Genomic DNA, 26891 nt, shown 5'->3' on the forward strand with positions numbered 1-26891 from the left:
GACTTGTAACGCTCAAGAGGCGCGCCCGCTCTGAACGTTCGAAGCGGGGGCTGGGAGCCCCCCACGCCTCGCACGGCCTTCGCCCCCGTTACCGCCTGGACGGCGGCCGTGCGACGACCGGAGACATCCATGACTCTGCTCAGAAGACTCTTGTTCGGCGTCATCGCCGGACTGCCCGGTGGCGCGATCGTGGCCGTCGTGACGAACCCGCCGTGGATGCCGTGGGCGGCACACACGGTGGTACTGGGAGCCGTGCTCGGCCTCCTCGTCGGCGACCACAGGCAGAGCAACGGCTCGGCCTTCTCCGTCGGTCTGCTCATCGGCCTGCTCGACTGGGTGACCTGGACACTCAGCCTTGCCCCCGCGCTGGAGGGAAGGACGCCGTCATGGACGATCGAGACGGCCGTGTCGCACTTCCCCGAACTCGTCGGTGCCGTCCTGTTCGGCGCGATCGCCGGGCTCGCCCACCACGCCCTGTCGGCCTGGTTCCCGCCTCGGCCGGCGCCCCAGCGGGCCAAACCCCACGTGGTGATCGTCGGCGGTGGTTTCGGCGGGGTGGGTGCCGTGCGCGAACTGGACCGACGCGTCGCCCGCGGGCTCGATGCCCACGTGACGCTGATAAGCGACTCGAACTCCCTGCTGTTCACCCCCCTGCTGGTCGGCGTCGCCTCGAGCACGGTGGAAGCCAGGCACGTGAGCGCCCCGGTGCGGGCCGGGCTCGACCACGCCTCCTTCCTGCACGGCCGCGTGGTCTCGATCGACACGCAGACACGTCACGCGTACGTCTCCGCCGGCAAGGAGGGGATGGTCCGCGTGCCGTACGACGAGCTGGTCCTGGCGGTCGGCGCGGTGCCGCACTTCTTCGACCTGCCGGGAGTGGGCGAACACGCCTACCCGATGAAGTCTCTCGATGACGCCGCCAGGCTGCGCAACCAGGTGCTGAGCGCGCTGGAGCGGGCCGACCTCGAGCCGGACCCGGCCGAGCAGACCAGGCTGTTGACGTTCGTGGTGGCCGGCGGCGGATTCGCCGGGACGGAACTGGTGGCGGAGCTGTTCGACCTGGTGCACGACGTGCTCCACTTCTATCCGCGGCTGCACGGACTGCGGCCCAGGTTCGTGATCGTGCACGCGGGGGAGCGGCTGCTGCCGGAACTGTCGCCGAAGCTCGGCTCCTACGCGCAGCGCAAGCTCGCCCATCGCGGCATCGAACTGCGCCTGGGCCGGCGCGTGGCCAAGGCCACCGCCGAGGACATCACGCTCGACTCCGGCGAGACCATCACCACCCGCACCCTCGCCTGGACGGCGGGCAACCGGCCGAACCCGCTGGTGCAGCAGGTCATGCAGGGGCCTCTGGCCGTGGATCCCACGATGCAGGTCCCGGGTACGCCCGGTCTGTGGGCTCTGGGCGACTGCGCGAGGATCCCCGACCCGGCGGGCGGGGTCTACCCTCCGACCGCGCAGCACGCGATCCGCGAAGGCAAGGCGGCGGCGCGGAACATCGCCGCGGTCCTCGGCGGACGCCGCCCCGTCCCGTTCCGCTTCGGTGGGCTCGGCGTGCTGGTCTCGCTCGGGCACCGCACGGCGGCCGGCGAGATCGGCGGGCGGCAGGTCTCCGGTTTCCTCGCCTGGGTCCTGTGGCGCTCGGTCTACCTGAGCAAACTGCCCAGTGTGGAGAAGCGGCTGCGCGTGCTCGCCGACTGGACCCTCGACCTGGTCTTCCCCAGGGACATCGCCCTCTCGACCAAGGATGACCGCCATGCGTAACGCCGGATTCGGAGCCCTCGCCGGCCTCGTGGGAGGTCTGGTCTTCGGCGGGGTGATGGTGCTGATCGGGTTCCTGCCCACCGTCGCGGCGATCGTCAGAACCGACTCTCCCGTCGTGGGCTTCGCCGTCCACATGCTCCTCGCGGCGATCATCGGGAGCGTCTTCGGCGTGCTCGTGGCGCGGCAGCGCGAGCTGTTGTTCTGGGGGCTCGCGTACGGCGTGCTGTGGTGGTTCCTCGGGCCGCTGACGCTGCTGCCGATCCTGCTGGGCGGTCCCGTGGCCTGGGACGTGGCGACGGCGCAGGCGCTGATCCCCAGTCTGCTCGGTCATCTGGCCTACGGAGCCGTCACGGCCGCCGTCCTCGCCCTGCTGTCGCCCGCAGAGCGGCGGCTCAAGCCCGGCCTCGTGGTGCGCGCGACGGCCGCCGGGCTGCTCACCGCCCCGCTCCTCGGGCTCGGCCGGCACGGGCTGATCGTGGGCGCGCTGGTCGGCGCCACGTACGCGGTGATCTTCGGCGAACGCGACGAGGGCAGCGGCCCCGCCCTGATCCGCGGCGCCGCCTTCGGCTTCGCGTGGTGGGTGCTCGCGGCGGTGACGATCTCGCCGCTGCTGGACGGCCGCGGCCTGGAGTGGACGCCGGCAGCGGTGCGCGTGGCCGTGGCATCGCTGCCCGGCCATCTGCTGCTCGGCGCCGGCACGGCCCTGCTCACCTGCTGGCTGGGCGGCCTGGCGCGAGCGGTGTTCTCCGACGACGTGCGCCGCTCCCTGGAAGGCCGCCTCGCCGGTGGCCGGGTCATCTCGATCTGGCACGGCGTCATCGCCGGGCTGGCCGGCGGCGTGATCTTCACCGGTGTCATGGTCGCCGTAGGATTCCTGCCGACCGTCGCCGCCCTGGTCGGCTCGGGGTCCGCCGTCGTGGGCCTGGTGATCCACTTGCTGATCTCCCAGGTCGTCGGCGTCACCTACGCGGTCCTCTTCCGCCGTCGCAGTTTCGACCCGGCGTCGGGGATCGGCTGGGGTGCGTCCTACGGCTTCCTCTGGTGGGTCCTGGGGAACCTGACGCTGCTTCCCGTGCTGCTCGGCGCCACACCGCGGTGGAGCGGCGCCGCGCTGGCCCTGGCCTTCCCCTCCCTCATCGGCCACCTCGCCTACGGCGCCGTGCTCGGCCTGGTGTACCAGCGGCTGGAGGAGCGGGTCAGCCCCTGGCACCTGACCCGCAGTGAGGCTGCCGCGGCGCGGGCGGCCGCGCGCCACGAGCAATCGCTGAGCGCGGCCCCCGCGTTGTGGAGCCTGGTGACGTGCGTGGCCTTGCTCATCCCCATCCTGGTGTCCTGAGTCCGGGCCGGGTCGGGTCGGGCCTGTCCGGTCCGGTCCGGTCCGGGCCAGGTCAGGCCGGGTCGGGTCGGGCCTGTCGGGAACGGTCATGTCCGGTCCGGCCCGGAAAGCGGTGGAGCGGGCGGCGACGGCCACCCGCTCCACTTCCTCCCGCGCGACCGGGGTCGGTCAGGTGAGCTGCTTCAGCTCGGCGGCGCCGAACGACACGCTGAAGCGTTCGCACCAGATCGTCACCGTGGAGAACGTGTTCAGGTCGGTGCCCTGAGGGATCGCGTAGTTCTGGTTGCCCTCGTTGCCCTTCAGGTCGCCGAGGTCGACGTACTTGCCGTCGTCGAGGTTGCCGCCGCCGTCCTGCTCGACCGGCTGGTCGCTGAGCCACACGTGCAGGGCCGGGCCGTCGGAGGTACGCAGGTTCGTCAGGCGCAGCGTCGCCTTCCCGTCCGCGAGCCGCTGGATCTCCACCGAACCGCTGGTCTCGTGCTCGTGGGAGATGAAGCTGCCGTTCGCCACCTGCTCGGCCTTCGCGGCCCCCTGCCCGCCGGTGGCCACCGGAGCCGCCTCATCGACGCGTTCCGTGGTGAGCAGCCGCCAGGGCTGGAAGAGGTAGAGCCCGACGGCCGCCGCGAGGACGACCACGACGGTGCTGATCCAGAGGACAGGGCTTTTGGTCCGGGACATGGTGTTTCCGTTTCTGTTGGGTGTTCAGGCCCACCCGGTGACCGGGCGTGGCGCCGAAGCAACCGTCGGCGGTGGCCTCATCGCCGACGGATGCCCGGTCCACCGGACGTTGACCGGTGACCTGACGATCGAGACGGCGCCCCCGTGAAGCCCCTCCCCGAGCGGCTGTCGACGACCGGCGCCTGCTCAGGCACCTGCCGGCGAACGCCGAACGACAGGGCCGACTCGGGGGCCCAGCCCCCGAGTCGGCCCCGAACTCTTCTCAACGGCGGTTCCAGGATCGCAGCGGCGTTGTGACGTCGACGGGAGTCCTTGACCTGAGCGCCGGAACGCCGGAACGCCGGAACGCCGGAACGCCGGAACGCCGGAACGCCGGAACAGGCGGAACAGGCGGAACAGGCGGAACAGGCGGAACGCCGGAACCAGGCCGGACGCCGACCGTCAGTCGTTCTGCGCCGGGTGCGACTGCTCGGGTTCGACGGAGAGCCCGGCCCTCGCACGGCGCAGCTCATCCGCCTCGTCGCGGACACTGTCGAGCCTGACCTCGAGCATGCTGACACGCTCGCGGTAGCGCTCCAGCTCGGCCCGGACGAACTCGGCGTCCGCCACCTGGCGGGCCGTCTCCTCGCGGATCGCGGCGGTCTCCTCGGCGAACTTCTGCTCCCCGGCCTCGAGCTGGGCGACGGCCATGTCGCCCGCCTCCTCGGCCAGCGTGGCGCGCTGCTCGGCGGCCAGGATGCGCTGCGCGGCGGCGCGGGTGACGGTCTCGATCCGCGCCTCGGCTGCCGCGGAGTCCGTGATGATCGCCAGCTCTTCGATGTAGCCGGGCAGATCGGTGGAGAGCTGGTCGACGTGGCCGGCGAGCTGGTTGATGAGTGCGACGAGGACGTCGCGCGACTGGGCGGTCGGGGTGTCGGCGGCGACCGGCATGTCCGTCATCGCCGCCATCGCCGTCATCTCGTCGTCGAGGGCCTGGGCCGACGCCTCCTCGATCGTCTCGGCGGCGGGAGCCTGTGCGAACTCCTGGGGCACCACCTCGGCTCCGGGGACCTGCCCGAACGCCTGGGGTGCCGCATCCGCGGCGGGCGTCCGCCCGGCCGCACCGGGCAGCGCACCAGCAGGGGAGGCCTGCCCGAAGGCGGCGGACGACGACTGCTCGGCGACCGGCGCCCGGGAGCCCTGTGCGCCGTCCTTCGCCGCCTTCTTGGCCTCGGCTGCCGCGCGCCTGTCCTCCTTGCGCTGCAGTCGCTTGGCGCGGAACTTCTTGAACGCGCCGAGCGCGTTGTGGTCGGGATGCGGGCAGTAGCGTGGCGCCGGACCCTGTGCGCCGGCCGTGTGCGGCTCGGGCGGATTGGTGCAACCCGGGTAGGCGCAGTTGGGGATGGTCTCTACGGTCTCGACGGTCATTTTCCTTCGGCCTTTCGTTGCTGGGTTAGCGGTATTCCGGATTCTCGGAGTCGAAACGGCACCCCGCGTCCCACTGCGACCGCTGGTTCCCGTGCGCCGGAACGCCACCGGCGTTCTTGAGCAGCCGGGCCAGATGCAACAGGTTCCACGTCATGAACGTGGTGTTCCTGTTGGTGAAGTCGTTGGCGGGACCGCCGGAGTCGGGATCGAGATAGGAGGGGCCTGGCCCGGCTTCGCCGATCCAGCCCGCGTCCGCCTGCGGCGGGATGGTGTACCCCAGGTGCTGCAGGCTGTACAGGACGTTCATGGCGCAGTGCTTGGCGCCGTCTTCGTTGCCGGTGATCAGGCAGCCGCCCACGCGCCCGTAATAGGCGTACTGACCGGCCTCGTTGAGCAGGCCCGAGCAGGCGTATAGCCGCTCGATGACCAGCTTGGCGACCGAGCTGTTGTCACCCAGCCAGATCGGCCCGGCGATGACGAGGATGTCGGCGGCCATCACCCGCTGGTAGATCGACGGCCACGCGTCGCGCTCCCACCCGTGCTCCGTCATGTCCGGCCACACGCCGGTGGCGATGTCATGGTCGATCGCCCGAAGGTGCTCGACCTGGACGCCCTGCTTCTCCATGATCCGCGAGCTGAGGTCGATCAGGCCCTGTGTGTGGCTGCGCTCCGGGCTCCTCTTCAGCGTGCAGTTGAGGAACAGCGCGCTCAGGTCGTCATGGCTCATACCCCTCAGTGCGGCGGGAGCGTCGAACGTTACAAGCACCACGTACGCGACTCAGGGCTCGGCGGATGCCGGCGGATACCCGTGGACACCGACGGACACCGGGGACATCTGCGGTGAGGGTGGTGGCGGACCCCGGCGACCGGAGTGAATCGCGCCCATGCCCCGCGGGAGGCCCGCTTCATGCCGGCGGTCACCACTCGGCGTGCACGACCTACCGCCGTATGCGGGTGAGAACCGGGCGTGGCAACACGGTCGACGGCCCGGAAGTGCCTAGCTTTCCGTCAGAAGCACGGAAAGGGGCAAGGGTTGATCAGCACGTCCGAAGCATCTCCGCCCGGTCGTACGTTCTTCGGTCATCCTTGGGGTCTTTCCACCCTCTTCATGACCGAGATGTGGGAGCGATTCAGCTACTACGGCATGCGTGCCCTGCTCGCCGTCTATCTCGCCGCACCGGTGAGCGAGGGTGGCCTCGGATTTCCGACCAGCACCGCCATCGCCATCTTCAGTGTGTACCTCTCGATGGTCTATCTGCTGACGCTCCCGGGCGGCTGGGTCTCGGACCGCTTCCTCGGACCGCGGAAATCGGTGACGGTCGCCTGCGTCATCATCATGATCGGGCACTTCCTTCTCGCGGTGCCCACCGAAGGGTTCTTCTTCGCAGGTCTGTTCTTCGTGGCCGTCGGCTCCGGCCTGGTGAAGGCGAACATCTCGACGATGGTGGGCCATCTCTACCAGGGTGCGCTGGAATGGCGCCGGGACAGTGCGTTCACCATCTTCTACATGGGCATCAATCTCGGTGCCTTCTTCGCCCCGCTGGTGATCGGGACCATCGGGCAGAAGGTGGGATACCACCTGGGGTTCGCGGTGGCCGGCGTGGGCATGGCGCTCGGCCTGGTCCAGTACCTCCTCGGGCGCCGTTCCCTGAGCCCGCACAGCGATCTCGTCCCCGCACCGATGGACGCCGCACAACGAGCCGCGTTGGTGAAGAAGGGGCTTCTGTGGCTGCTGGTGCCCGTCGTCTTCTACACCGTTGTCGTGCTCTCCGGGCACTACACCCTCAACTGGGTGGTCGTTCCCCTGACCATCATCGGCCTGGTGTTCCCGGCGTGGACCCTGTTCCGGATCAGACGGGACCCCGAGCTCACCCTTCCGGAGCGGCAGCGGATGACGGCCTACGTATGGCTGTTCGTCGCCGCGGCGATCTTCTGGATGATCTACGACCAGGGCGGCTCGACCCTCAACATCTTCGCCGCCAAGAACACCGACACCAAGTTCGCCGGGATCGACTTCCCCTCGAGTTGGTTCCAGTCGCTGAACCCGTTGTTCATCATGGCCCTCGGCCCGGTGTTCGCATGGCTCTGGCAGTGGCTCGCCGCCCGGCACAAGGAACCCTCCACGCCCGCCAAGTTCGCCGTCGGTCTCATCCTGGTCGGCCTGTCCTTCGTCGTCTTCCTGCCGGCGCTGGCGGCGGCCGCGAACGGCAACCTGGTCTCCCCGCTGTGGCTGTGCGCCATCTACCTCGTACAGACGGTGGGCGAGTTGTGCCTGTCGCCCGTGGGCCTGTCCGTCACCACCAAGCTCGCGCCGGAGAAGTACGGCAGCCAGATGATGGGCGTGTGGTTCCTGGCCGTGACGGCGGGCGACTGCGTGACCTCGCTCGCCTCCCTCGCCGGAGCCAACCTGGACGGACGCCCGTTCGTCGTCGCGGAGGTGACGGTCGCGGTGGTGGTCGGCCTGGTCATCCTCCTCTTCCGCAAACAGATCAGCAGCCGCTTCGTCGGCCACCACTGAGCCTCCCGGCCCCGTACGGGCCCCCGTGCCGGCGCCGTACCGGCCGGGCAGGAACGCCGGCGAGAGGGCTTGCTCAGCGTGGCGGCCTGATGAACCTCGTGGGTCACTGAGGACCTTCGGGCGACCTCGGTGACCGACCACCTCGGCTTCTGGGCCCGACTCACCGCGATGACTTCGGCACGGTCCATTCGACCGGTTGGGGCGCGCCGAAGGTCTCGTAGATGACGCGGTCGGGGCGCTGGCCCCTCTCAAGGACGAAGGGGATCTTGCCGCGGATGCAGTCCCCCGGCTTCACCATCGCGCCGTCGAGGGGGTACTCGGGCTTCGGCAGCCCGTTTCCGTCGAGGAAGGAGGGTTCCACGCGGCTGTCGGAGAAGCCGAGGGACCACGGTCCCTGGGACACGGAGATGACGCCTCCCTTGTCGTTGCACACCTTGACGTCGATGGCGACCCATAGTGGGTTGTCGACACCCAGGGCTTCTGATGGCCATCCGTCGACGTCGACATCGTGGGCATACGTCAGAACGGTCGTTGTGCCGTTCGTGGGCGTCTTCTCATCGAGGGCCACCCCGTTCCACTTGTGCGGTTGTCCGATCGTCAGCGGGCTGCTGCCCTTTGTGGGGCTCGGGGGCGCGGCAGAGGCGTCCTTGGGGCGCGCGGGGGCCGAACCCTTGGCGGCCGACCCGTCGGTTCCCGTATCACCGTTGCTGCAACCGACGAGGGCCAGAAGTGCGGCCGTGAGAATCTCGGTGGCTCTGGTGCGCATGGTCCCCCTTGGACGCGGCGAGACAAGAGAGGGACATCATGGGGGATTCCACGGAGCTGCCACGCATGAGTGGCCATTTCGTGACACTTGGTGGAGAACCGGGTGACGCAACTGCACTCTTGCGTCAGGAGTTGCCAGTGTGCAAGCCATGGCCGTCTTACCCGCTCACGCGACTGTGGTGACGGCCACCGCGAGTCTCCGAAGGCTGTCATGAACGACTTGCCGGACTTCAGGACATCACCGATGGGGCTCTGCCAGAGTGCTCCGATGGGAATCGGATCAGCGCCCGAGGTGCTGGCCTTGGCGGTCGGCGCCATTGCCTCAACGGCGTCGACGTACTTCACAGGCTGGCGTGAGCGGAAGCTCAAGGATGAAACACAGTTGGAAGCGGATCGTCTGGAGTCGGCAATCTTCGACGGCGCATCCGATGATGAGGAACACGAGGACGATCACGATCATCAGCGAAGCCACTCGCAACAGCGCTTCGCCAAGCTGTTGGTGCAGTACTACGCCCATGGGCTGGTGCAGGCGCGTCGCAGTTTCAGTATGAGCTTGACTTATTCAGCTCTTGGCGGCCTTGTTCTGATTACGGGTGTCGGACTCGCCATTTTCAGGGCTGAGACCACGGGCGACATGTACGCCTCGGTCACAGCGAGTGTGGCCGGACTGCTGATCAGTTGCATCAGCATCCTGTTCCACCGTCGTGCCGATGCGGCGCTGCATCACCTGGAGAAGCAGGGGGAGAAGCTCCAGCAGGACATGAAGGCCGAGCGGGACGCGGGCCATGCGGTTCGGCTGCTCGAAGAGGTCAGCGAACCGACTCTCAAGGCGCATCTGCAAGCAGCGCTCGTCCTCAAGTTCTCTGCGGCTGAGCTGCCCCAGTTGGGCGACGTGCTGAGGCCGCACAGTCCGTTTCCACTGCCGCGTACCAACGGGGCTGATCCTCAGCCCCGCACGGAGAGGACTGCGAACTGACGCGGAGATTCACATGGCGGCGGGTCGGACCGTGGGTGTGGCTTGCCCGGTGACGTAGCGTCAGCTCGCGTCGGCAGTCGGCAGTCGGCAGTCGGCGGCCGAGGGAGGACGTGGCAGGTTCTGGTCCGTGTGAGGCGGGGTGGTCGACCGGCGGCAGCGCGGATACGGTCACCCGCATGGACAAGGACGAACGACTCCTGCACGCCTCGTCATTCGGCGCAGCGGCCGTCGCCTACGACGAGCACCGTCCGGACTACGCGCGAGCGGCGGTGCGATGGGCGCTCGAGCCTGCGCCCGGTCCGCGTGTGCTCGACCTTGGCGCCGGAACGGGGAAGCTGACCGCCACGCTGGTCGCGCCGGGTGCCGACGTCATCGCGGTCGAGCCCGACCCGGCGATGCTGACCGAACTGCGCCGCTCGCTGCCGGCCGTCCGTGCCCTGCAGGGTAGCGCCGAGGCGATCCCGCTCCCGGACGCCTCCGTCGATGCCGTGCTGGCCGGCAACGCCATGCACTGGTTCGACATGGCGGTCGCGGGACCCGAGATCGCCAGGGTCCTTGCACCCGGTGGCGTCCTGGCCGGCCTGTGGAACGTCATGGACGACCGGGCCGAGTGGGTGGCCGGGCTCGCGCGGATCAGCGGGAGCGCGGCCATCGGCCCGCGTGACACACCCGCCAGTTGGCGCGCCGAGACGGCCGACGCACACCTTCCGAAGACCGGCGTGGCCGCCCGGTTCGGCTCTCCGGAGCAGGTCGAGTTCCCGCACGGACAGCTGCGCACCGCCGATTCCCTCGTCGCGACCATCGCGACGCGTGCGGGGGTGCTGGTCATGCCGGAACAGGAACGAGAAGCCACGCTGGACCGGATCCGCGCTTTCCTCGCGGGCACACCGGAGACCGCCTGCGGGGAGTTCACTCTCCCGATGCTGACCGGCGTTCTGCGTGTCCGGCGGCTGTGAGGCGAGCGTCCAGCGCCAAGACCGCGAGAGTGCGCCGCCATGGCGTAGGGAGATCGATGGCTCGAGCGCGGAGCCTGGACGACAGCGGTTCCCGTCGGACGCCACGGGATCCCGAGTCCTGATGTGCCTCGGGCACACATATTGACGGACCCATTCCTGGCCTTCGGCGGCTGCGACGGCGAGACGCATGGCACCTCGGGCGACGACCGGTTCCGTGGCCTCGATCCGGGTGACGGTGCAGACGTCCCACAACTCGGGCGGGGCATGGGCGCGTGCCGTCCGAGGATCGCCAGAGGCGAGCGCGTCGTGGATCTGCTCGGGTGGTCGCCGACCGCGCGTACGACCGCATCGCCACCGGCGAGGTCGTCGAGCCGCTTGACGCCCTGCGGTGTCCGTACGGGCATGCTGCCGATCTCGCGCCCCGCGCCCCTGTGCCACGAAGAGCGATTCATCGAACGGTACGTCCGTTCGAGGAGAACGAATCTCCAATGGAGTAGCGGGTCCCGCATGGAGGAGCAGGCCGACCGGGGCCGTGATAGCTATTCGATTGTCGGATCGGATCACAGCGAAGGAATCCCCATGCGCGCGAGGTCGTTCTGCATAGCGGTTGCTGTCACGTCGGTCGTCGGTCTCTCGGGTTCGACGGCGACGGCCGCACCCACCGACGACACCACGGTGACCTTTGCGGTCAATGCCACCGACGGCCTGAACATCACCGCTCCCGCCTCGGCGAGCCTTTCGGCGACGACACCGGGAAATGATTCGACGGGCCAGATGGGCGTCGTCACGGTGACCGATGAGCGGTCCACGCTCAATACCACCTGGGAAGCGACGGTGACCAGCACCGAATTCACCACCGGTGGTGGGACGCCGGCGGAGACCATCGGGTCGGAACTCGTCGACTACTCGCCCGGTGCGGCGATCAACCCGGTCAACGGGCCTTTCACCGCAGGGTCGAACGGTGACCTGAGTGACCCCTTGGTCGCGTTCAGCCGCGCCAGCGGAAACGGGAACAACTCCGTGAGCTGGAATCCGACGCTGACGGTGAACGTACCGGCGGCCGCGGTCGCGGGCACCTACACCGGGACGGTGACTCATTCCGTCGCTTGAATGCCGGTCACTCGTGGTGGTGACCGTCCTCACAGCACTGCTCGGCGGCGCGGCCGTTTCTCATGCCGCCGCTCCTCCCCGACCTTCCGAGGGCCTGATCGGGATTCGGCTGGTCGATGCGCCGGTGGTCCGCAGAGCGGATCCCCGGGCACTGAGTTACATCGTCGACCATCTTCCGCCGGGCACCACCATCGAGCGTCGCGTCGAAGTCTCCAACAAGTCGTCACAGCGGCGTGCCTTCGAGCTGTATGCCGGCGGAGCGAAGATCGACGACAACCGGTTCGTCTTCAGCCCGGGACGTACGGCGAACGAACTGGCCACCTGGGTGAGTGCCACGCCGGCCAAACTGACCCTGGAGCCCGGGGAGAAGACCCGGGCCTTGGTCAAGACGGTGATTCCCCGCGCCGCTCCCAAGGGGGAGCGCTACGCAGTGCTGTGGGCGCAGAGCAGCACACCGGCGGACAGCAGGCACAATGTCGCCGTCGTCAGCCGTGTGGGCATCCGCTTGTACCTCAGCGTGGGCGTCGGCGGAGAACCCGTCTCGTCGTTCCGCATCAGTGAGTTCCGTGTCCACAGGAACGATGACGGCGTGCCCGTGGCCATGGCGAAGGTCCGCAACACCGGTGGCCGTGCACTGGACCTGAAAGGCAAGGTCGACCTGGCCGCCGGGCCTGGAGGGCTCCGAGCGGGTCCCTTCTATGTCAGGCCCGGCACCACGCTGCTGCCGGGAGCCGTGGGAACGGTTGTCGCGGACCTGGACCCGCGCCTGCCCGACGGACCCTGGACGGGCCGATTGAGCCTGGAGAGCGGCACGGTCAAGCAACAGGTGTCGGGGAGGATCACCTTCCCGCCCAAGGGGGCCACCTGGCTTGCCGGACTTGCCGATTCCCCCGGCGCGGGCACCTGGTACGTGGGCGGCGCCCTCCTGACCGGAGTCGCCTGCCTGGCGGTCCTCCGTGCACGATGGCGCAGGAGGTCACGCGCGGCGACGTAGGACGGGTCCAGCCGGTGGCCACGCCGCCGCAGGCGCTGCTGCCGGGCCGCGGCCATGCCTGCGGGCGAGGAGCGTGACCGTCGGGCCGACCGTTCGTCGTGCCCGGGATACCGTTCATCGCATACGGTCGACGCGGAGGCTTCTCAACCGCTTGTGTGCTTCCTACCGTTCGGATCATGAGTCCACCTGTTGCATCCCCGGGATGGAGTCGCTGGCTCGTCCCGCCCGCCGCGCTCTCGGTCCACCTCTCCATCGGCCAGGCCTACGCCTGGAGCGTGTTCAAGCCTTCGCTCGAATCGGCCCTCGGGCTCAGTGGCACGCAAAGCGCGCTGCCCTTCCAGGTCGCCATCGTCATGCTCGGGCTGTCGGCCGCGTTCGGCGGCACCCTCGTGGAGCGCAACGGGCCACGCTGGGCGATGACGGTCGCGCTGGTCTGCTTCTCGTCCGGCTTCCTGATCTCCGCGCTGGGCGCCGCCACGGAGCAGTACTGGCTGATCGTCCTCGGCTACGGGTTCGTCGGCGGCATCGGCCTCGGCATCGGCTACATCTCGCCGGTCTCGACGCTCATCAAGTGGTTCCCGGACCGGCCCGGCATGGCCACCGGCATCGCCATCATGGGCTTCGGCGGCGGTGCGTTGATCGCCTCGCCCCTGTCGGCGCAGATGCTGGAGTCGTTCGGGTCCGACAGCTCCGGGATCGCGCTCGCGTTCCTCGTCCACGGGTTGTCCTACGCCGCGTTCATGTCTCTCGGCGTGCTGCTGGTGAGGGTGCCGCGCAGCGAGAAACCCGTGGTGAGCGGGCCGAGCGCCGTCGACGGAGTGCAGGTCTCGGCCCGCGACGCCGTGCGCACGCCGCAGTTCTGGTGCCTGTGGATCGTGCTCTGCATGAACGTGACCGCCGGAATCGGCATCCTGGAGAAGGCCGCCCCGATGATCACGGACTTCTTCGCGGACACGTCCACACCGGTGTCCGTGTCGGCGGCCGCCGGCTTCGTGGCACTGCTGTCCGCGGCCAACATGGCGGGCCGCATCGGCTGGTCGTCGACCTCCGACCTGATCGGCCGCAGGAACATGTACCGCGTGTACCTGGGTGCCGGCGCCGTGATGTACGCGCTCATCGCGCTGTTCGGGGACTCGTCGAAGCCGCTGTTCATCCTGTGCGCACTGGTGATTCTCTCCTTCTACGGAGGCGGCTTCGCGACGATCCCCGCGTATCTGAAGGACCTCTTCGGGACCTACCAGGTCGGTGCGATCCACGGCCGGCTGCTCACCGCCTGGTCCACGGCCGGCGTCCTCGGGCCGCTGATCGTGAACTGGATCGCCGACCGGCAGGAGGAGGCCGGCAAGCACGGCGCGTCCCTGTACGGCCTGTCGTTCGTCATCATGATCGGGCTGCTCGTCGTCGGCTTCGTCGCCAACGAACTCGTCCGTCCCGTACACCCGCGCCGCCACATCCCCGCACCGAGGGAGGAGACCGCCGATGTCGAACGACAGCGCTCAGAGTCCGCCTGACCGGCGTTGGCTGATCGCCTTCGCCTGGTTGTGGGTGGGGGTTCCGCTGGCGTTCGGGCTGTACGAGCTCGTGCGGAAGGCGACGCAGCTGTTCACCGGATGACGTCAAGGGCCGACGTGAGGCCGGGAGGCGGCCGTTGACGGACGGTGATTCCGACGTGTGATGGGCCTACCCATAGGGTGATCCCATGTCCGCCAGGTTGAGTTCCACAAGGGCCCGCGCCGCGCTCGGCGTATCGGCCCGCGTGTCCGTCGAGTTGTTGCTGGTCCTCGTGGCGGGCGCGGTCGCCCTGTGGCTGCTCGGCCGGATGTGGTCGGTCGTCTGGCCGCTCATCGTCGGCCTGCTCCTCACCACGCTGACCTGGCCCCTGACGCGTTTCCTGCGCGGGCGCGGGTGGCGTCCCGCCCTTGCCGCGTCGGCCGTGACCGTACTGTTCCTGCTGGTCACCGCGGGCGTCGTGGCGCTGATCGCGGTGCCGGTGGCAGCTCAGTCCGGCGAGCTGTCGGACGGTGTGGTCCAGGGCATCCAGCAGCTGCGCGAATGGGCTGCCGGACCGCCGCTGAACATCGGGGACGACCAGATCACCGGCGCCTTCGACGCCGCTGTCGCCCGTATCCAGGACAGCGCAGGCAGCATGGTCACTGCTCTCGTCAGCGGGGTGGGCACCGTGGTCAACGGTGTCGTCACCGCCGTCCTGGCGCTGTTCCTGATGTTCTTCTTCCTCAAGGACGGCCCCCGGTTCCTGCCCTGGCTCACACGTCAGCTGCCCGGTTCGCTCGCCACCCACGTCCCGGTGGTGGTCGCGCGCAGCTGGAACACGCTCGGCGCGTTCGTACGTTCCCGGGCGTTCGTCGGCCTGATCGACGCCGTCCTCATCGGCCTCGGCCTGTGGGTCCTTGGGGTGCCACTGGTGCTCCCCCTGGCCGTGCTGACCTTCGTCTCCGCGTTCGTACCGATCGTGGGTGCCCTGTTCGCCGGCTTCGTCGCGGTCCTCATCGCGTTGGTGTCGAACGGGCCGACGGACGCGCTGTTCGTGCTGGCGATCATCGTCGTGGTGCAGCAGCTCGAGGGCAATGTGCTGCAGCCGATGATCCAGAGTCGCGGCCTCGGCCTTCATGCGGCGGTGGTCCTGCTGGCGGTGACGTTGGGCGGCAGCCTGGCCGGCATCGTGGGCAGCCTGCTCGCGGTGCCGGTGGCCGCGATGATCGCGGTGGTCTGGAACTATCTGCGCGAGCAGTTCACGGACCCGCCGCAGGAGCCGGAGACGGACGAGCCCCACACCGCAGGTGCCGCTGTCGTGGCTTAGAGGGTGTCGTGGACCGAGGAACTCGCCCCACCGGTCCTGTTCAACGGCCAGCGACGTGCGGACGGCGTCAGATGGCGTCGGCCAACTCCCCGAGCGCGGCGGCGAGTCGGACGAGCCCGGGGCCCGCGGGTCCGCCGGGCTCCTCCATGTAGACGTCCCGCCGGATCTCGATCATCAGGGCGCTGACCCGCGGGTCCTTGCCATAGAACTCCAGCGGTACGTACGTGCCGGCGAAGGGGCTGTCGAGCCCGGTGCCGCCGAAGCCCGCGAACGCCCGCTCGGCGGCGGCGAGAAGCCCGGGCGGGGTGTGGAAGGCGTCGGTCCCCAGGCAGATCGGTGGCCGGGGTCCGTCGCGGTGCAGCTCGTAGGGGAGCGACCGCGTGGGATACGAGTGGACGTCGATGACGACGGCTCTTCCGACCGCGTCGAGGCGGCCGGACACGGCGGCCGTCATCGCGTCCGCGTACGGGTGGAAGTAGCGCTCGATCAGCGGCTGTGGGTCGGCGTCCGCCGGGCGGAGTGCTTCGCGGTGTGTCGTCCGGGTGTACACCGCGCCCATGCCGACGGCCAGCATCTCCTCCCGCTCGTCGGGGAACCGCTCGGGATCGACCACGAGGCGCGAGAGCGAGTTGACGAACCGCCACGGCCTGACACCGGCCACATCGGCAGCGGCGGCGGCCAGTTCGGCGGTGTGCGCGTCCGTGATGTGGTCGAGCTCGCGCCGCAACTCCTGGTCGTCCAACCGGATGCCGCGGCGCACCGGCTCGGGGATCGCCCGCGAGGAGTGCGGGACGTGCAGGATCACGGGGGATTCGACGGCACCGGGGATGAGGCGGAACGAGTGGCTCATGCCGGCCATCCTCCCTCTCTTCCGCTCGGGAGCGCGGGCACGGTTCCCTCGCCGGTCGGCCGTGGCCATGGGGAAGCTCCCCTCGGTCGCGCGGCTGTCCGGGCTCAGCCGGGACGAGCTCGGGCGACAGCGGGGGCCGCACCCTGGCATGGTCGGCTGCCCGCATGGGGGGCTCGTGACCGCGCCCCGCATGGGGGGCTCGCGACCGCGGTCATCGTGGCGCGCCGCCCACCCCGGGGTCGGGCAACCCGGAGTGAGCGGCGCGCCGTGACGAGGTCAGGCCCCCGGCGGCGTGTGCACGGGGCGGCCGTTGCCACGGGTGAGGCGGTAGCCCCAGATACCGGCCAGTGAGGCGAGCACCGCACCGGCCGCCGTCCACAGCACGCGGGACGACCACCAGCCGGCGGCCCAGCCGCCGTCGGGCTCGACCTCGGGTCCGGAGGCGGGCACCAGTGGTGCGGAGAGCGTGCCGTCCACGGCGGCGGCGCCCCCGGAGTCGGCGGACACGATCTCCAGTGCGGCGTCGACGGGCTCGCCCAGGTCCTCGGCGGGCGCGTCGACGACCGTCAGACGTACGTAGTACACGCCGGGCAGCGGGTCGTTGGCCCACTCCTCCGACCACGCCCGGACGGTGCGCAGCGCACAGGACAGCTCGACCGACGCCGCCTGCGCCTGGGCCGTCCTCACGTCGCTGCCGTAGCGACAGGCCTGACGGCGCCGCAGCCCGTCGTACACGTCGAGCCGCCAGGTGTGGGCGCCGTGCCGGGCCTCGGATCCGGGCAGCTTCACCGTGGCCCGTACCGTGGCCCGCTGTCCGGCATCGGCCGGGAACTGCCAGTACAGGTAGTCACCGGTCGAGGCCTGTGCCGTGGCCCGTTGTCCGGGTCGTACGACGGTGGCGGTACGGAACGACGTGCCGGCCTCGGTCGGAGCGGAGGCCGACTCCGAGGCCTCCTCCGAAGCCGATTCCGAAGCCGTTCCCGGGCTGGGAGTGGACGTCTCGGCGGCCGCGGCGCCCGGGAACGTGAACAGCGCGGCGGCGGCGAGCAGCGCTCCGGTGAACGTGCGTACGGTACGCATCAGTTGGTCCTCCAGACGGCGATGCGCCAGCGCGAGATCCAGCCCCACAGCAGACCGGCCGCGAAGCCCACGACCGTGAGCAGACCGATCAGCCACCAGCCCTGGCCGAGGCCGAGGAAGGCCACGTCGCCGGCGTCGCGGGGGCCGTCCACCACTTCGAGGGTGAGCTCGACGGGCAGACCGGGAGCGGTCTTGTCGGACGCGGACGCGGATGCCGGCGAGGAGAAGGAGTTGCTCACGCGCAGGCAGACCGTCTCGGCGGCGGGCTCGGTGTCGCCGACGTCATCGGCGTCCGCCTCCTCGGTCTCGGGCTTGGAATGGCGCAGCCCTGTGGAGATGACGTCCGTACGCCCGTCTCCCGCGGCCTCGCCGCGTACGATCTCCCGTCCGCTCAGGGTCGAGGCGCGGAGCAGCACACCGTAGTCGCGGTTGACGGCACGGTCGGCGGCGATGCTCACCGAGGCCCGCAGTTCCTGCCCGGGCAGCAGGTCCAGCCGGTACCAGCGGTGCTGGCCGATGGCCTCGCGGTCGGCGTAGAGGCCGGCCTTGAGCCGCGGCGCGTCCTCGCAGCGGTCGGTGCCCTGCGTGGCGACCGGAGTGACGACGGGTTCGGCCGCACGGTCGACCAACTGGCTGACACGGTCGGAGAGTTCGTCCTTGTGCTGCACGGAGGTGTACGTACCGCCCGTGGCCTCGGCGATGCACATCAGCTGGGCACGCATCTTGGCGTTCGGGACGAGGCCGAGCGTGTCGATGGTGATGTTGATGCCCTTGGCCGCGATCTCACGCGCCACTTCGCACGGGTCGAGCGGGGCGCAGGTGTCCTCGCCGTCCGTGATGAGCACGATCCGGCGGGTGGCGCTGCCGCCCTCCAGATCGTCCGCGGCACCCAGCAGCGCCGGTCCGATCGGGGTCCAGCCGGTCGGGGTCAGGGTGGCGACGGCCGTCTTCGCCTCGGTCCGGTCGAGTTCGCCGACCGGGTAGAGCTGCCGGGTGTCCTTGCAGCCCTGCTTGCGGTCCTTGCCGGGGTAGTCGGCGCCGAGCGTGCGGATGCCGAGCCTGACCTCTTCCGGTACCGCGTCCAGCACCTCGTTGAACGCCTGTTTGGCCGCGGACATCCGCGACTGGCCGTCGATGTCGCGGGCCCGCATCGAACCGCTGACGTCCAGGACGAGTTGGACCTTGGGGGGTTGCTTCGCGGCCGGGTCGTCGCCCGAGTCGGCGAAGGCGGCGGCGGGTACGAGACCGCCGGTCAAGGTGACCAGCAGCGCGCCGCACAGCGCGGCTGCCAGTCGCTTTCTTATGATCATCGCCGGATCATAGTGAGGGTGGGGACCCCGGCCCAATTCGGCGGCGACGTACGGGCGGACGTACTGCCGGGACGGCGGCGACGTACGGGCGGGGCTCGCGGCGGGGACGTACGGCCGGGGCGAACGGAGTGTGCCGTCTGTCTCGATCCGGACGTTCTGAGCGCGCCGCCTGACGGCCGGGATCTGCGGGACGTCCCGGCCTCGTCCGGGGACTCAGCAGGCGGCGGCCGGATCGACGAGCACGCCCGGGTTGAGGATGCCTGCGGGGTCGAGTGCCTGCTTCACCGCTCGGAGCGCGTGTGCGAACGGCTCCGGACGCTGGCGGTCGTATCCCGGCCGGTGATCGCGGCCGACGGCGTGGTGATGGGTGACGGTCGCGCCGTGATCGGTGAGGATCCGCATGGCCTCGGACTTGATCTCGTCCCACATCGCGACCTCGTCACCGCGCCGCCCCGGGGCGATGACGGTGAAGTACGGCGCGGGCCCGTCCGGATAGACGTGGGTGAAGCGGCAGTTGACGGTGCCCGTGGTGCCCGTCACCTCCCGTACGACGTCCCCCAGCCGGCGGCGCACCGTCTCGTACAGATCGGGCGCACGGTCCCAGGTGCAAGCCGTCTCGAAGGTCTCGGTGACCACGCTCATCCGGGCGAGCGCATCGCGGAGGTAGGGCATCCGCAGGAACGCCGAGCGCCAGGTGCCGGCTGCGGCGTCCTCGGTGCCCGGGCCGGTCGGCGTGGGTGAGCCGCCGTGGTCGCGGGCGAGGGTGACGAGTTCGGCGAGGCGCTCGCCGACGGGGGAGTGGGCCGACTCCACGCCGAGGACGAGCACGCTCTCGCCGTCCCGCGCCACCCCTGCCAGAGCGGCCTCGCCGGGGTCCAGCAGCCGGCAGTTGGCCGGGTGCAGACCCGACTGTGCGATGGCGCGTACGGCGTTCATCGCGGCGTGGACATCGCCGAACAGCACCGTGGCCGAGGCCTTGTGTCGTGGGCGGTCCTGCAGCCGCATCCACGCTTCGGTGATGACGCCGAGCGTGCCCTCGGACCCCAGGAACAGCCGGTCGGGGGAGGGGCCGGCGCCCGAACCGGGCAGCCGCAGCGACTCGTTGATCCCGACCGGCGTCACCACGCGCAGCGATTCCACCAGGTCGTCGATGTGCGTGTACAGCGTGGCGTAGTGTCCGCCGGCCCGGGTGGCCAGCCATCCGCCGAGGGTGGAGAACTCGAAGCTCTGGGGGAAGTGGCGCAGGGTGAGTCCGTGCGGGCGCAGTTGTGCTTCGAGTGCGGGGCCCAGGGCGCCGGCCTGGATCCGGGCGGCCCGGCTGACCCGGTCGATCTCCAGCACCCGGTCCAGTCCGGAGAGATCCAGCGACACCACGCCACGGTGCCGGTCCTCGCGGTACTCGACCCCGCCGACGACCGAACTGCCCGCACCGTACGGCACGACGGCGACGTTCTCGTCCGCCGCCCAGTCGAGGATGTCGACCACATCCTGTTCGGTACGAGGATGGGCGACATGGTCGGGCGCCGCCGAGAGGTCGCCGTGCAGGGCGCGGACCACGTCGCGGTACGCCTTGCCATAGGTGTGCGCGGCCCGGTCCTCCGGAGCGGCGGACATCAGTGGGGCGAGGGCCGGGGGCGGTTCGACGCGCACCTTGGGCAGTTCGAGGTGGGCGATGTCGGGCACCGGCAGGGGGGTGGACGCCGAGCCCGGTACCAGGGCGCCGAGCGCCGTGCATTCGGCATCGGGCAGTGCCTGCGCCGCGGCGCCCCAGCCCCACCAGGAGCGGGCGGCGGGGGAGGCGGACGGAGTGCTGGTGCTGTCGGTCACGCGATTCGACCCCTCGGTAATTTACCTCTTGGTAAGTTACCGCAACGTATAGTCTTCTCCATGACCACTGCAAGAGCTTCGGCGGCACCGGATCCGGCCTCCGTGGCGTCGGCCGACGGCGACGAGCGGACCGGCGACGAGCAGGCCAACGGCGAGCGGAGCGGCGACGAGCGGACCGGTGTCCGGCGGTCCGGGGGCGGGCAGCCCGGCGTCCGGCAGCCCGGTGACGAGTACGCCGGTGCCCGGCAGGGAACGCCGTCGCGGAGCCGTGGCGCCGGCACCAAGGGCGTCCCGCGTGCCCGCCGCGAGGAGCAGATCGTGACCGCGGCCCTGGAGGAGTTCGGCCGGCGCGGCCACGCCGCCGCGTCGATGGCCGCGATCGCCCGGCGCGTCGGCGTCACCAAGCCGATGCTGTACACGTACTTCGGCTCCAAGGACGGCCTCTACGCCGCCTGTCTCGAACACATCGGCCCCCGCCTCCTTGCGGCGATCGAGACGGCCATGGCGACGAGTCCGTCCAGGGACCGGCTGCCCCAGGCCGTCCTCGCCGCGATCTTCGACGCGCTGGAGGCCCAGCGCTACGCCTGGTTCGTGCTGTACGACCGGACCCTGCCGCCCGGCTCCGAACCGTGGCGCGCCGCCCACCGCCACCGTGAGGCCATCGACGCTCTCGCGGCCGCCGGCACGGGCGCGCTCCTGCGCGGCCAGGGCAATGACGACGCACTCGACGCGGACGCGCTCAAGCAGGTGTGGACGGGCACGGTCAGCGCCCTGGTCGGCTGGTGGGTGTCCCAGCCCGAACTGTCCGCGCACGACATGAGCGCACGGTGCGCCCGGCTGCTGTCGGCGATTCGCGACGGGGCCTGAGGCAGCGCCAGGGGCATTGACAAGCTGACGCATCGTCAGGAACGTGGGGCACATGCCGACGATGCGCAGGCGTCTCATGGGTGTCCTGTTCCTCTGCACCGTGTCCCTGGCCATGGCGGGCGTGCCCACGGCCGCCGCTCCCGCGGCCGCCGTACCCGTACCCGTCGTACCCGTACCCGTCGTGACCGGGCCCGGACCCGTGGTGGCCGGACCCGTGGCGGCCGGAACCGAGCCCGGGCACAGGAGCGGGCCGGAGCCGGGATCGCACTGGTTCGACGAACGGGCGGCCACCTCCTTCACCGTCGAGGACGGCCGGTTCGTGGACGGAGCGGGGCGCGAGGTCGTCCTGCGCGGATACAACGTCTCGGGCGAGACCAAGCTGGCGGAGAACGGCGGCCTGCCCTTCGCCTCCGTCGCCGACGCCGAGAAGTCGGCGGAGGCGCTGCGCACGCTCGGCGGCGGCAACGCCGTGCGCTTTCTGCTGTCATGGGCGCATGCCGAACCCGTACGCGGCCAGGTCGACCACGCCTACCTGACGGCCGCCACCGCGCAGATGAGGGCGTTCCTCACGGCCGGGATCCGCGTCTATCCGGACTTCCACCAGGACCTGTTCTCCCGGCACCTGTTCCACGAGGACAGCTGGTACACGGGGGACGGAGCCCCCAAGTGGGTCGTCGACGCCGGGGGTTACCCGCGTGAATCGTGCGGGATCTGCCTCTTCTGGGGACAGAACATCACCCAGAACCAGGCCGTGACGAGAGCGACGTACGACTTCTGGCACAACAAGGGCGGCATCCAGGACGCGTTCCTCACGACCGCGCAGACCACCATGGCCCACCTCGCCGAACATCTCACCGCCGCCGAGTTCGCCGGCGTCGTCGGCTTCGACCCGTACAACGAACCGCACGCGGGCTCCTACGACCCCGGTCAGACCAGCCGTGCCTGGGAGCGCGACATCCTCTGGCCCTTCTACGAGAGGTTCCGTGCCCGCATGGACGCGGCGGGCTGGCGCGACAAACCCGCCTTCGTGGAGCCGAACCTCTTCTGGAACGCCAACCTGGACTTCCAGAAGCAGGAGGGCGGCCTCCTCGACGCCGGCCCGCTCGGTCCGAGGTACGTCTTCAACACGCACTTCTACGACCAGAAGGCCATCTCGGGCGTCTTCATGTGGGGCAAGGCGAAGGACGGCCAGTACGCGGGCGACTTCGGCACCGTCCGCGACCGGGCGTCCGCAACGCGAACGGCGGCCGTCGTCAGCGAGTTCGGCCATCCACTCGGCGGAACCGTCGCCGACAAGGCCCCGACCGTCGGCAAGGCGATGTACCAGGCCCTCGACTCCCGTCTCCCCGGGGCGACGTGGTGGTCGCGCCCGGAGGACTCGGGCCCCGTCCTGTCCGGCACCCAGTGGCAGTGGGACATCTACCACGGCCGCCACCACGAACCCATGAACGGCAACCCCGACAAGGTCCTGACCGCCGCCGACGCATGGAACGACGAGGACCTGTCGTCCGTACGCCTCGACGACGCGGGCACACCGGTCCTCCGCCAGGACGCCCGCCTCCTGGACCGCCTCTATCCGAGTGCCACGGCCGGCCGCGTCCTGGCCTTCACCTACGAGGACCGTTCGCGCGACGGCTCGACCACTCTCACGTGGAACCCGGTACCGCCGTCCCTGCCGCGGGTCCGTGAACTCGTCGGCAGCGGTCAGTACGGACTGCTGCTGTGGCGCTCGGACGACACGCCGGCCCCGACGGAGCTCCACCTCCCCGCCTCGTTCGACCCGGCGCGGACCACGGTGGTCTCGGACCTCGGTACGGTCCACGGACCTCCGTCGTACGACAACGGGACCCCGATCGCCGTCGCCCCCGAGCCCGGAGGAACGGGCAGCCGCCGCCTGCTCCTCACGGCACCGCAGACCGGCGGCGTGCACTACGCCCTGATCACCAACGGCGCCACGTCGCCACCCGAAGACCTTCTGCGCGGTGCGCGTGACGAACTGACGGCTTGGGCGGCGGCCACGCGCTGAGCCGCACAGCAGGACAAGGGCGGCTCCGGTCGGCGGCATTCGTGGATCTCAGTGGATCTCAGTGGATCTCAGCAGTCTTCCGGGGGTCGTGCGCCAGAATGTGGGTCGCGAGCCGCCGTACCTGCTCTTCCACAGACTGGTCGCGGGTAACGAACAACTCGTATCCGTAAGAGTCTGTGCGCTCGCCCGGTCCCCGGGCCTGGTGGAATTGGACGTCAACGCCCTCGGGGCTCGTGAGCTCCTCGGGGACGCCGGGCTCCTCACGTCGTGGCGAGACACTCGTGAGGACGCATCCCCACTGCTCGAACCAGCCGCTGTCCGTGAGGGTTTGCTCGAGCAGCCGGGCAACTGTGTCCACCGGCTCTTCCCAACTGCGGTCCGCCGCTGCCCGCGCGAGTTCAGCCTCGTACTGGGAGGCATCGAAGTGGAAGTCCGGCGGCACGGCGACAATGTTGCTGGTGTTCTCCCAGGCGTCCCAGATCACCCGATCGCGTTCGCGGCGTATGGTGACGTACAGGGCGCCGCAGCAGCCGGCCGTGCAGGTCGGCTCGGTGATCATGACCCGGCGGGGTTCCTCCTTGACCGCCAGCGGCCAGCTCTCGGCCCGCCCCCTCCAATGTCGGCAACTGAGTGCCAGCCCTTCCGGGTGGACCTCCTTCAGGACGTCTACGCCGCCGATCAGAGGCCGCACCTCGGCCCAGGGATCCGCTGCCCAGTCGTCCGGAATCCTGTGCCGCAAAGTCAAGGTACTGATCGTCGGCTGATCGGTCATACCCACATGATCGGTTGTTGTCGCGTAGCCGCATACCGATTTTGGCTGTGATCCGCTTCTGCCTCACCAGACGCACCGGCCGGGGCTTGGGCGTCCCGTGCGGGCGGGACCGCCCTTGAGCGCCCGGCCGATGCCGGATGTCGAAGCCGGGTCAGGACACCAGGGACCACTTCTGGTTCGCGCTGCCCGTGCAGGTCCAGAGCTGGGTCGGGGTGCCGTCCGCCGGGTTGTTGTCGAGGACGTCGAGGCACTTGTTCGCCGGGATGTTGACCAGGTCGTCGGTCGCGGCGTTGTACGACCAGCGCTGGGCGCCCGTGCCGTTGCAGTCCCACAGCTGGACGCGGGTGCCGTCCGCCGTGCCCGCGGAGGCGGCGTCGAGGCACTTGCCGAGGGCGCGGACCGTGCCGTCGGTTCCCACCGTCCAGCGTTGTGCCGCCGAGCCGTTGCAGCCGTAGAGCTGGACGGGTGTGCCGTTGGCGGTGTTGGCGGCCGCCACGTCCAGGCATTTGCCCGAGAGGCCCCGGAGAGTGCCGCCGGAACCTCCGGTGTCGGAGGTGGTGACGCGGACGTGGTCCACGACCAGCTGTTGCGGGAAGACGGTCGAGCCGTCCGGGTCACCGGGCCAGTAGCCGCCGACCGCGAGGTTGAGGATGAGGAAGAAGGGCTTGTTGAAGACCCACTGGCGGCCGCCGAGGTCCGCGGGCGTGCGGCGCTGGTAGACGTTGCCGTCGACGGACCAGGTGATGGAGTCGGGTGACCAGTCGACGGCGAAGGTGTGGAAGGCGTCGGCGAACGCCTGGCCGCCGGGCAGGGAGTACGCGGCGCCGATGCCGCCGCTGCCGGAGTAGCCAGGGCCGTGGAGGGTGCCGTGCACGGTGCTCGGCTCGAAGCCGACGTTCTCCATGACGTCGATCTCGCCGCTGGCCGGCCAGCCGACATCACCGATGTCGTTGCCGAGCATCCAGAACGCGGGCCACATGCCCTGGCCGCGCGGCACCTTCATCCGGGCCTCGACGTGCCCGTACGTCTGGGTGAAGCGGCCCGCGGTGTTCAGGCGCGCGGAGGTGTACTCGCACCGGCCGTACCAGCACTGGTAGTTGCCCGGGTTCTCGCGCCGGGCCGTGATGACCAGTTGGCCCTGGCCGTTGAGCGAGGCGTTGGCGTTGCCCCCTGTGTAGTACTGACGCTCGTGGTTGGCAACGTTGTCGCCGGTTTCGATCTGCCACTTGCCGCCGTCGACGGCGGATCCGGCGGGGCCGTCGAAGTTGTCCTCGAAGTTCACTGCCTGAATCGCGGCGGCGGATGCGGCGGGTGCGGCTGTGGGGCGCGGCGCGGCCGCGGAGCCGGGTGCCCAGCTCAGCGCGGCCGTCAGGGCCGCGGCAGCGAGGGCGACGCCGCGGAGGAAGTGTGGTCGTGTCCGAAGGGGCATATGACTCGCCTCGGTCTCTGGGGGAGGGGGGTGCCGGTCGCGCGGTGACGTCGACCAGGAAAGGGACCGTGGAACTCGGTTTAGGTGTGGGGGGTGTGGGGGCGTTGGTCCAGACCTGTCTTCGGCAGTGAAGCGCCGTTGATGCGTCCCTGTCAATGCCACGGATGAGAGCGCTCTCGCGCCCTCGCGGTGGAGGTCGCCGCGCCGCCCTTTCGTGGCTCCGGCAACTCCTCGTGGGTGGGTCGGCTCCGAAGGTGCGTCAAGTCCGCATGGATCCTGCAAGTGCTTTCGCCAAGTCATTACCGTGATCTGTGCCACTGCCCGGTCGAGGGGGTGTCGTCGCCGGGGTGTCGAAGTGTCCGTGTGACGCGCATTGATGATCACTCAACTCGCGGGTAGGGCAGCGCGCGGTAAGCGGTTGTGTGTTCGTGCTCCACATATGGACCTTCCTCCAAAGTTCTGTGCAGAAGTGGAGTGTTAGCGTCCACGGCCTTGAAGTTGAACCTCGAACGGAGGGACTCGTGGCGCATCTGCACCACTTCAGCGCCGGATGGCTGTCGCCTGTCCTTGCGTACGCCATGGCCTGCACGGGAGCCGCGCTCGGACTGCGCTGCACCGTAAGGGCCTTGGCGGCGGAAGGACGATCCCGGCGCAACTGGCTCGTGACGGCATCGGTCGCGATCGGCTCGGGCATCTGGACGATGCACTTCATCGCCATGCTCGGGTTCGGAGTCGAGGGAACGGCGATCCGCTACGACGTTCCGCTCACCCTGCTCAGCCTGCTGGTGGCCATGGCCGTCGTCGGAGCGGGCGTCTTCACCGTCGGCTACGGACGCCACCGCGGGCGCTCGCTGCTCCTCGGCGGACTCGGTACGGGCCTCGGTGTCGGGGCCATGCACTACCTCGGGATGGCCGCGCTGCGGCTGCACGGCAGCGTCGGCTACGACCTGCCGATGGTCGCCGCCTCGCTGGGCATCGCGGTCGCCGCGGCGACCGCCGCGCTCTGGGCCGCGCTGGTGGTCCGCGGCGCCGCGGGCGCGGTGGTCGCGGCCCTCGTCATGGGAGCCGCGGTGTGCAGCATGCACTACACCGGCATGGCCGCCGTACGCATCCGACTCGGACCGGGCCAGGGCGTGCTGGACGGAGCGACCGCCATGGAGTTCGTCTTCCCTCTCGCGGTGCTCCTCGGCTCGTTCCTCTTCCTTGCGTCCGCCTACGTGGCCCTGTCTCCCACGGCACGCGAGGACGCGGAGAGCGCCGAAGCCGCCGCGGCCTCACTGCTCGCCGACACCGACACCGACACCGACACCGACACCGACGCCCGGGCCGGCACCGCCGCCGGTGCCGACCCTCGCGCCGCCGCCGGTGCGCACGCCGGCTGAGCCCCGCACCCCCGACGCCCCGCACC

23 protein-coding genes are annotated in these 26891 nt (G+C 70.0%); 13 read left to right on the forward strand and 10 right to left on the reverse strand.

Features of this window, described 5'->3' with window-relative positions:
* The first annotated feature begins 129 nt into the window (after positions 1–129).
* Both ACIQMR_RS10410 and ACIQMR_RS10415 read left to right on the forward strand, forming a co-directional pair.
* Positions 130–1764 (forward strand): NAD(P)/FAD-dependent oxidoreductase, encoded by a 1635-nt coding sequence (locus ACIQMR_RS10410; RefSeq protein WP_401385001.1) that lies wholly within the window; start codon positions 130–132, stop codon positions 1762–1764.
* Positions 1757–3100, forward strand: a complete 1344-nt coding sequence (locus tag ACIQMR_RS10415; protein ID WP_401385002.1) for a hypothetical protein — start codon at positions 1757–1759, stop codon at positions 3098–3100. Before ACIQMR_RS10410 ends, ACIQMR_RS10415 begins: the two co-directional genes overlap by 8 nt.
* A gap of 168 nt (positions 3101–3268) precedes the next feature.
* Here ACIQMR_RS10415 and ACIQMR_RS10420 read toward each other — a convergent pair whose 3' ends face one another.
* The 3 genes from ACIQMR_RS10420 to ACIQMR_RS10430 all read right to left on the reverse strand — a co-directional run bounded on the left by ACIQMR_RS10420 (position 3269) and on the right by ACIQMR_RS10430 (position 5912).
* Positions 3269–3778, reverse strand: a complete 510-nt coding sequence (locus tag ACIQMR_RS10420; RefSeq protein ID WP_401385003.1) for a DM13 domain-containing protein — start codon at positions 3776–3778, stop codon at positions 3269–3271.
* 441 nt (positions 3779–4219) lie between these two features.
* The gene (locus ACIQMR_RS10425; RefSeq protein WP_401385004.1) at positions 4220–5185 is read right to left on the reverse strand and encodes a hypothetical protein; all 966 of its coding nucleotides are present in this window, start codon (positions 5183–5185) and stop codon (positions 4220–4222) included.
* A gap of 25 nt (positions 5186–5210) precedes the next feature.
* The gene (locus ACIQMR_RS10430) at positions 5211–5912 is read right to left on the reverse strand and encodes a flavodoxin family protein (protein WP_401385005.1); all 702 of its coding nucleotides are present in this window, start codon (positions 5910–5912) and stop codon (positions 5211–5213) included.
* Positions 5913–6218: 306 nt separating this feature from the next.
* Between ACIQMR_RS10430 and ACIQMR_RS10435 the strand changes: the two genes are divergently transcribed.
* Positions 6219–7703: a peptide MFS transporter gene (locus ACIQMR_RS10435; RefSeq protein WP_401385006.1), complete on the forward strand. Its 1485-nt coding sequence runs from the start codon at positions 6219–6221 to the stop codon at positions 7701–7703.
* Between the two features lie 160 nt (positions 7704–7863).
* Here the strand turns inward: ACIQMR_RS10435 and ACIQMR_RS10440 are convergent, their stop codons facing one another.
* A complete protein-coding gene (locus tag ACIQMR_RS10440) occupies positions 7864–8469 on the reverse strand; it encodes a hypothetical protein (protein WP_401385007.1) in 606 nt (201 codons plus the stop codon).
* Between the two features lie 210 nt (positions 8470–8679).
* Between ACIQMR_RS10440 and ACIQMR_RS10445 the strand changes: the two genes are divergently transcribed.
* The 7 genes from ACIQMR_RS10445 to ACIQMR_RS10475 all read left to right on the forward strand — a co-directional run bounded on the left by ACIQMR_RS10445 (position 8680) and on the right by ACIQMR_RS10475 (position 15322).
* On the forward strand, positions 8680–9444 hold the full coding sequence (locus tag ACIQMR_RS10445) for a hypothetical protein (RefSeq protein ID WP_401385008.1): 765 nt from the start codon (positions 8680–8682) through the stop codon (positions 9442–9444).
* Between the two features lie 176 nt (positions 9445–9620).
* Positions 9621–10400 (forward strand): class I SAM-dependent methyltransferase, encoded by a 780-nt coding sequence (locus ACIQMR_RS10450; RefSeq protein WP_401385009.1) that lies wholly within the window; start codon positions 9621–9623, stop codon positions 10398–10400.
* A 507-nt stretch (positions 10401–10907) separates the two neighbouring features.
* Positions 10908–11510 (forward strand): hypothetical protein, encoded by a 603-nt coding sequence (locus tag ACIQMR_RS10455; protein WP_401385010.1) that lies wholly within the window; start codon positions 10908–10910, stop codon positions 11508–11510.
* Between the two features lie 19 nt (positions 11511–11529).
* Positions 11530–12504, forward strand: coding sequence for a peptidase (locus ACIQMR_RS10460; protein WP_401385011.1), 975 nt, complete (start codon positions 11530–11532; stop codon positions 12502–12504).
* Positions 12505–12680: 176 nt separating this feature from the next.
* Positions 12681–14015, forward strand: coding sequence for an OFA family MFS transporter (locus ACIQMR_RS10465; RefSeq protein WP_401385012.1), 1335 nt, complete (start codon positions 12681–12683; stop codon positions 14013–14015).
* Complete coding sequence (locus ACIQMR_RS10470; RefSeq protein WP_401385013.1) at positions 13984–14118, forward strand: hypothetical protein; 135 nt, start codon at positions 13984–13986, stop codon at positions 14116–14118. Before ACIQMR_RS10465 ends, ACIQMR_RS10470 begins: the two co-directional genes overlap by 32 nt.
* An 85-nt stretch (positions 14119–14203) precedes the next feature.
* On the forward strand, positions 14204–15322 hold the full coding sequence (locus tag ACIQMR_RS10475) for an AI-2E family transporter (RefSeq protein ID WP_401385014.1): 1119 nt from the start codon (positions 14204–14206) through the stop codon (positions 15320–15322).
* A gap of 67 nt (positions 15323–15389) precedes the next feature.
* Here ACIQMR_RS10475 and ACIQMR_RS10480 read toward each other — a convergent pair whose 3' ends face one another.
* The 4 genes from ACIQMR_RS10480 to ACIQMR_RS10495 all read right to left on the reverse strand — a co-directional run bounded on the left by ACIQMR_RS10480 (position 15390) and on the right by ACIQMR_RS10495 (position 20389).
* Entirely contained in the window at positions 15390–16181 is a 792-nt protein-coding gene (locus tag ACIQMR_RS10480) for an N-formylglutamate amidohydrolase (RefSeq protein ID WP_401385015.1), read from the reverse strand.
* Between the two features lie 267 nt (positions 16182–16448).
* Positions 16449–17252, reverse strand: a complete 804-nt coding sequence (locus tag ACIQMR_RS10485; protein ID WP_401385016.1) for a hypothetical protein — start codon at positions 17250–17252, stop codon at positions 16449–16451.
* Positions 17252–18562 carry a VWA domain-containing protein gene (locus ACIQMR_RS10490; protein ID WP_401385017.1) on the reverse strand — a complete coding sequence of 437 codons (1311 nt, stop codon included), beginning with the start codon at positions 18560–18562 and terminating at the stop codon, positions 17252–17254. Before ACIQMR_RS10490 ends, ACIQMR_RS10485 begins: the two co-directional genes overlap by 1 nt.
* Before the next feature lie 213 nt (positions 18563–18775).
* Complete coding sequence (locus tag ACIQMR_RS10495) at positions 18776–20389, reverse strand: FAD-binding oxidoreductase (protein ID WP_401385018.1); 1614 nt, start codon at positions 20387–20389, stop codon at positions 18776–18778.
* 60 nt (positions 20390–20449) lie between these two features.
* Here ACIQMR_RS10495 and ACIQMR_RS10500 point away from each other — a divergent pair, with 60 nt between their 5' ends.
* Together ACIQMR_RS10500 and ACIQMR_RS10505 are read left to right on the forward strand one after the other, a co-directional pair.
* On the forward strand, positions 20450–21256 hold the full coding sequence (locus ACIQMR_RS10500; protein ID WP_401385019.1) for a TetR/AcrR family transcriptional regulator: 807 nt from the start codon (positions 20450–20452) through the stop codon (positions 21254–21256).
* Positions 21257–21317: 61 nt separating this feature from the next.
* The gene (locus ACIQMR_RS10505) at positions 21318–23282 is read left to right on the forward strand and encodes a cellulase family glycosylhydrolase (RefSeq protein ID WP_401385326.1); all 1965 of its coding nucleotides are present in this window, start codon (positions 21318–21320) and stop codon (positions 23280–23282) included.
* Positions 23283–23340: 58 nt separating this feature from the next.
* Here ACIQMR_RS10505 and ACIQMR_RS10510 read toward each other — a convergent pair whose 3' ends face one another.
* Entirely contained in the window at positions 23341–24054 is a 714-nt protein-coding gene (locus ACIQMR_RS10510; RefSeq protein ID WP_401385020.1) for a hypothetical protein, read from the reverse strand.
* A gap of 151 nt (positions 24055–24205) precedes the next feature.
* Positions 24206–25483 carry a ricin-type beta-trefoil lectin domain protein gene (locus tag ACIQMR_RS10515; protein ID WP_401385021.1) on the reverse strand — a complete coding sequence of 426 codons (1278 nt, stop codon included), beginning with the start codon at positions 25481–25483 and terminating at the stop codon, positions 24206–24208.
* Positions 25484–26004: 521 nt separating this feature from the next.
* Between ACIQMR_RS10515 and ACIQMR_RS10520 the strand changes: the two genes are divergently transcribed.
* Positions 26005–26865, forward strand: a complete 861-nt coding sequence (locus ACIQMR_RS10520; RefSeq protein WP_401385022.1) for an MHYT domain-containing protein — start codon at positions 26005–26007, stop codon at positions 26863–26865.
* The last annotated feature ends 26 nt before the right edge of the window (positions 26866–26891 follow it).

Origin of the sequence: Streptomyces sp. NPDC091376 (genome assembly GCF_044757085.1) — a bacterium.
GTDB classification, from domain to species: Bacteria; Actinomycetota; Actinomycetes; order Streptomycetales; family Streptomycetaceae; genus Streptomyces; species Streptomyces pratisoli.

Coding starts and splice junctions, on each gene's coding strand:
- ACIQMR_RS10410 (WP_401385001.1), top strand. CDS start 130: ATGACTCTGCTCAGAAGACTCTTGTTCGGCGTCATCGCCGGACTGCCC.
- ACIQMR_RS10415 (WP_401385002.1), top strand. CDS start 1,757: ATGCGTAACGCCGGATTCGGAGCCCTCGCCGGCCTCGTGGGAGGTCTG.
- ACIQMR_RS10420 (WP_401385003.1), bottom strand. CDS start 3,778: ATGTCCCGGACCAAAAGCCCTGTCCTCTGGATCAGCACCGTCGTGGTC.
- ACIQMR_RS10425 (WP_401385004.1), bottom strand. CDS start 5,185: ATGACCGTCGAGACCGTAGAGACCATCCCCAACTGCGCCTACCCGGGT.
- ACIQMR_RS10430 (WP_401385005.1), bottom strand. CDS start 5,912: ATGAGCCATGACGACCTGAGCGCGCTGTTCCTCAACTGCACGCTGAAG.
- ACIQMR_RS10440 (WP_401385007.1), bottom strand. CDS start 8,469: ATGCGCACCAGAGCCACCGAGATTCTCACGGCCGCACTTCTGGCCCTC.
- ACIQMR_RS10445 (WP_401385008.1), top strand. CDS start 8,680: ATGAACGACTTGCCGGACTTCAGGACATCACCGATGGGGCTCTGCCAG.
- ACIQMR_RS10450 (WP_401385009.1), top strand. CDS start 9,621: ATGGACAAGGACGAACGACTCCTGCACGCCTCGTCATTCGGCGCAGCG.
- ACIQMR_RS10455 (WP_401385010.1), top strand. CDS start 10,908: ATGGAGGAGCAGGCCGACCGGGGCCGTGATAGCTATTCGATTGTCGGA.
- ACIQMR_RS10465 (WP_401385012.1), top strand. CDS start 12,681: ATGAGTCCACCTGTTGCATCCCCGGGATGGAGTCGCTGGCTCGTCCCG.
- ACIQMR_RS10470 (WP_401385013.1), top strand. CDS start 13,984: ATGTCGAACGACAGCGCTCAGAGTCCGCCTGACCGGCGTTGGCTGATC.
- ACIQMR_RS10475 (WP_401385014.1), top strand. CDS start 14,204: ATGTCCGCCAGGTTGAGTTCCACAAGGGCCCGCGCCGCGCTCGGCGTA.
- ACIQMR_RS10480 (WP_401385015.1), bottom strand. CDS start 16,181: ATGGCCGGCATGAGCCACTCGTTCCGCCTCATCCCCGGTGCCGTCGAA.
- ACIQMR_RS10485 (WP_401385016.1), bottom strand. CDS start 17,252: ATGCGTACCGTACGCACGTTCACCGGAGCGCTGCTCGCCGCCGCCGCG.
- ACIQMR_RS10490 (WP_401385017.1), bottom strand. CDS start 18,562: ATGATCATAAGAAAGCGACTGGCAGCCGCGCTGTGCGGCGCGCTGCTG.
- ACIQMR_RS10500 (WP_401385019.1), top strand. CDS start 20,450: ATGACCACTGCAAGAGCTTCGGCGGCACCGGATCCGGCCTCCGTGGCG.
- ACIQMR_RS10505 (WP_401385326.1), top strand. CDS start 21,318: ATGCGCAGGCGTCTCATGGGTGTCCTGTTCCTCTGCACCGTGTCCCTG.
- ACIQMR_RS10510 (WP_401385020.1), bottom strand. CDS start 24,054: ATGACCGATCAGCCGACGATCAGTACCTTGACTTTGCGGCACAGGATT.
- ACIQMR_RS10515 (WP_401385021.1), bottom strand. CDS start 25,483: ATGCCCCTTCGGACACGACCACACTTCCTCCGCGGCGTCGCCCTCGCT.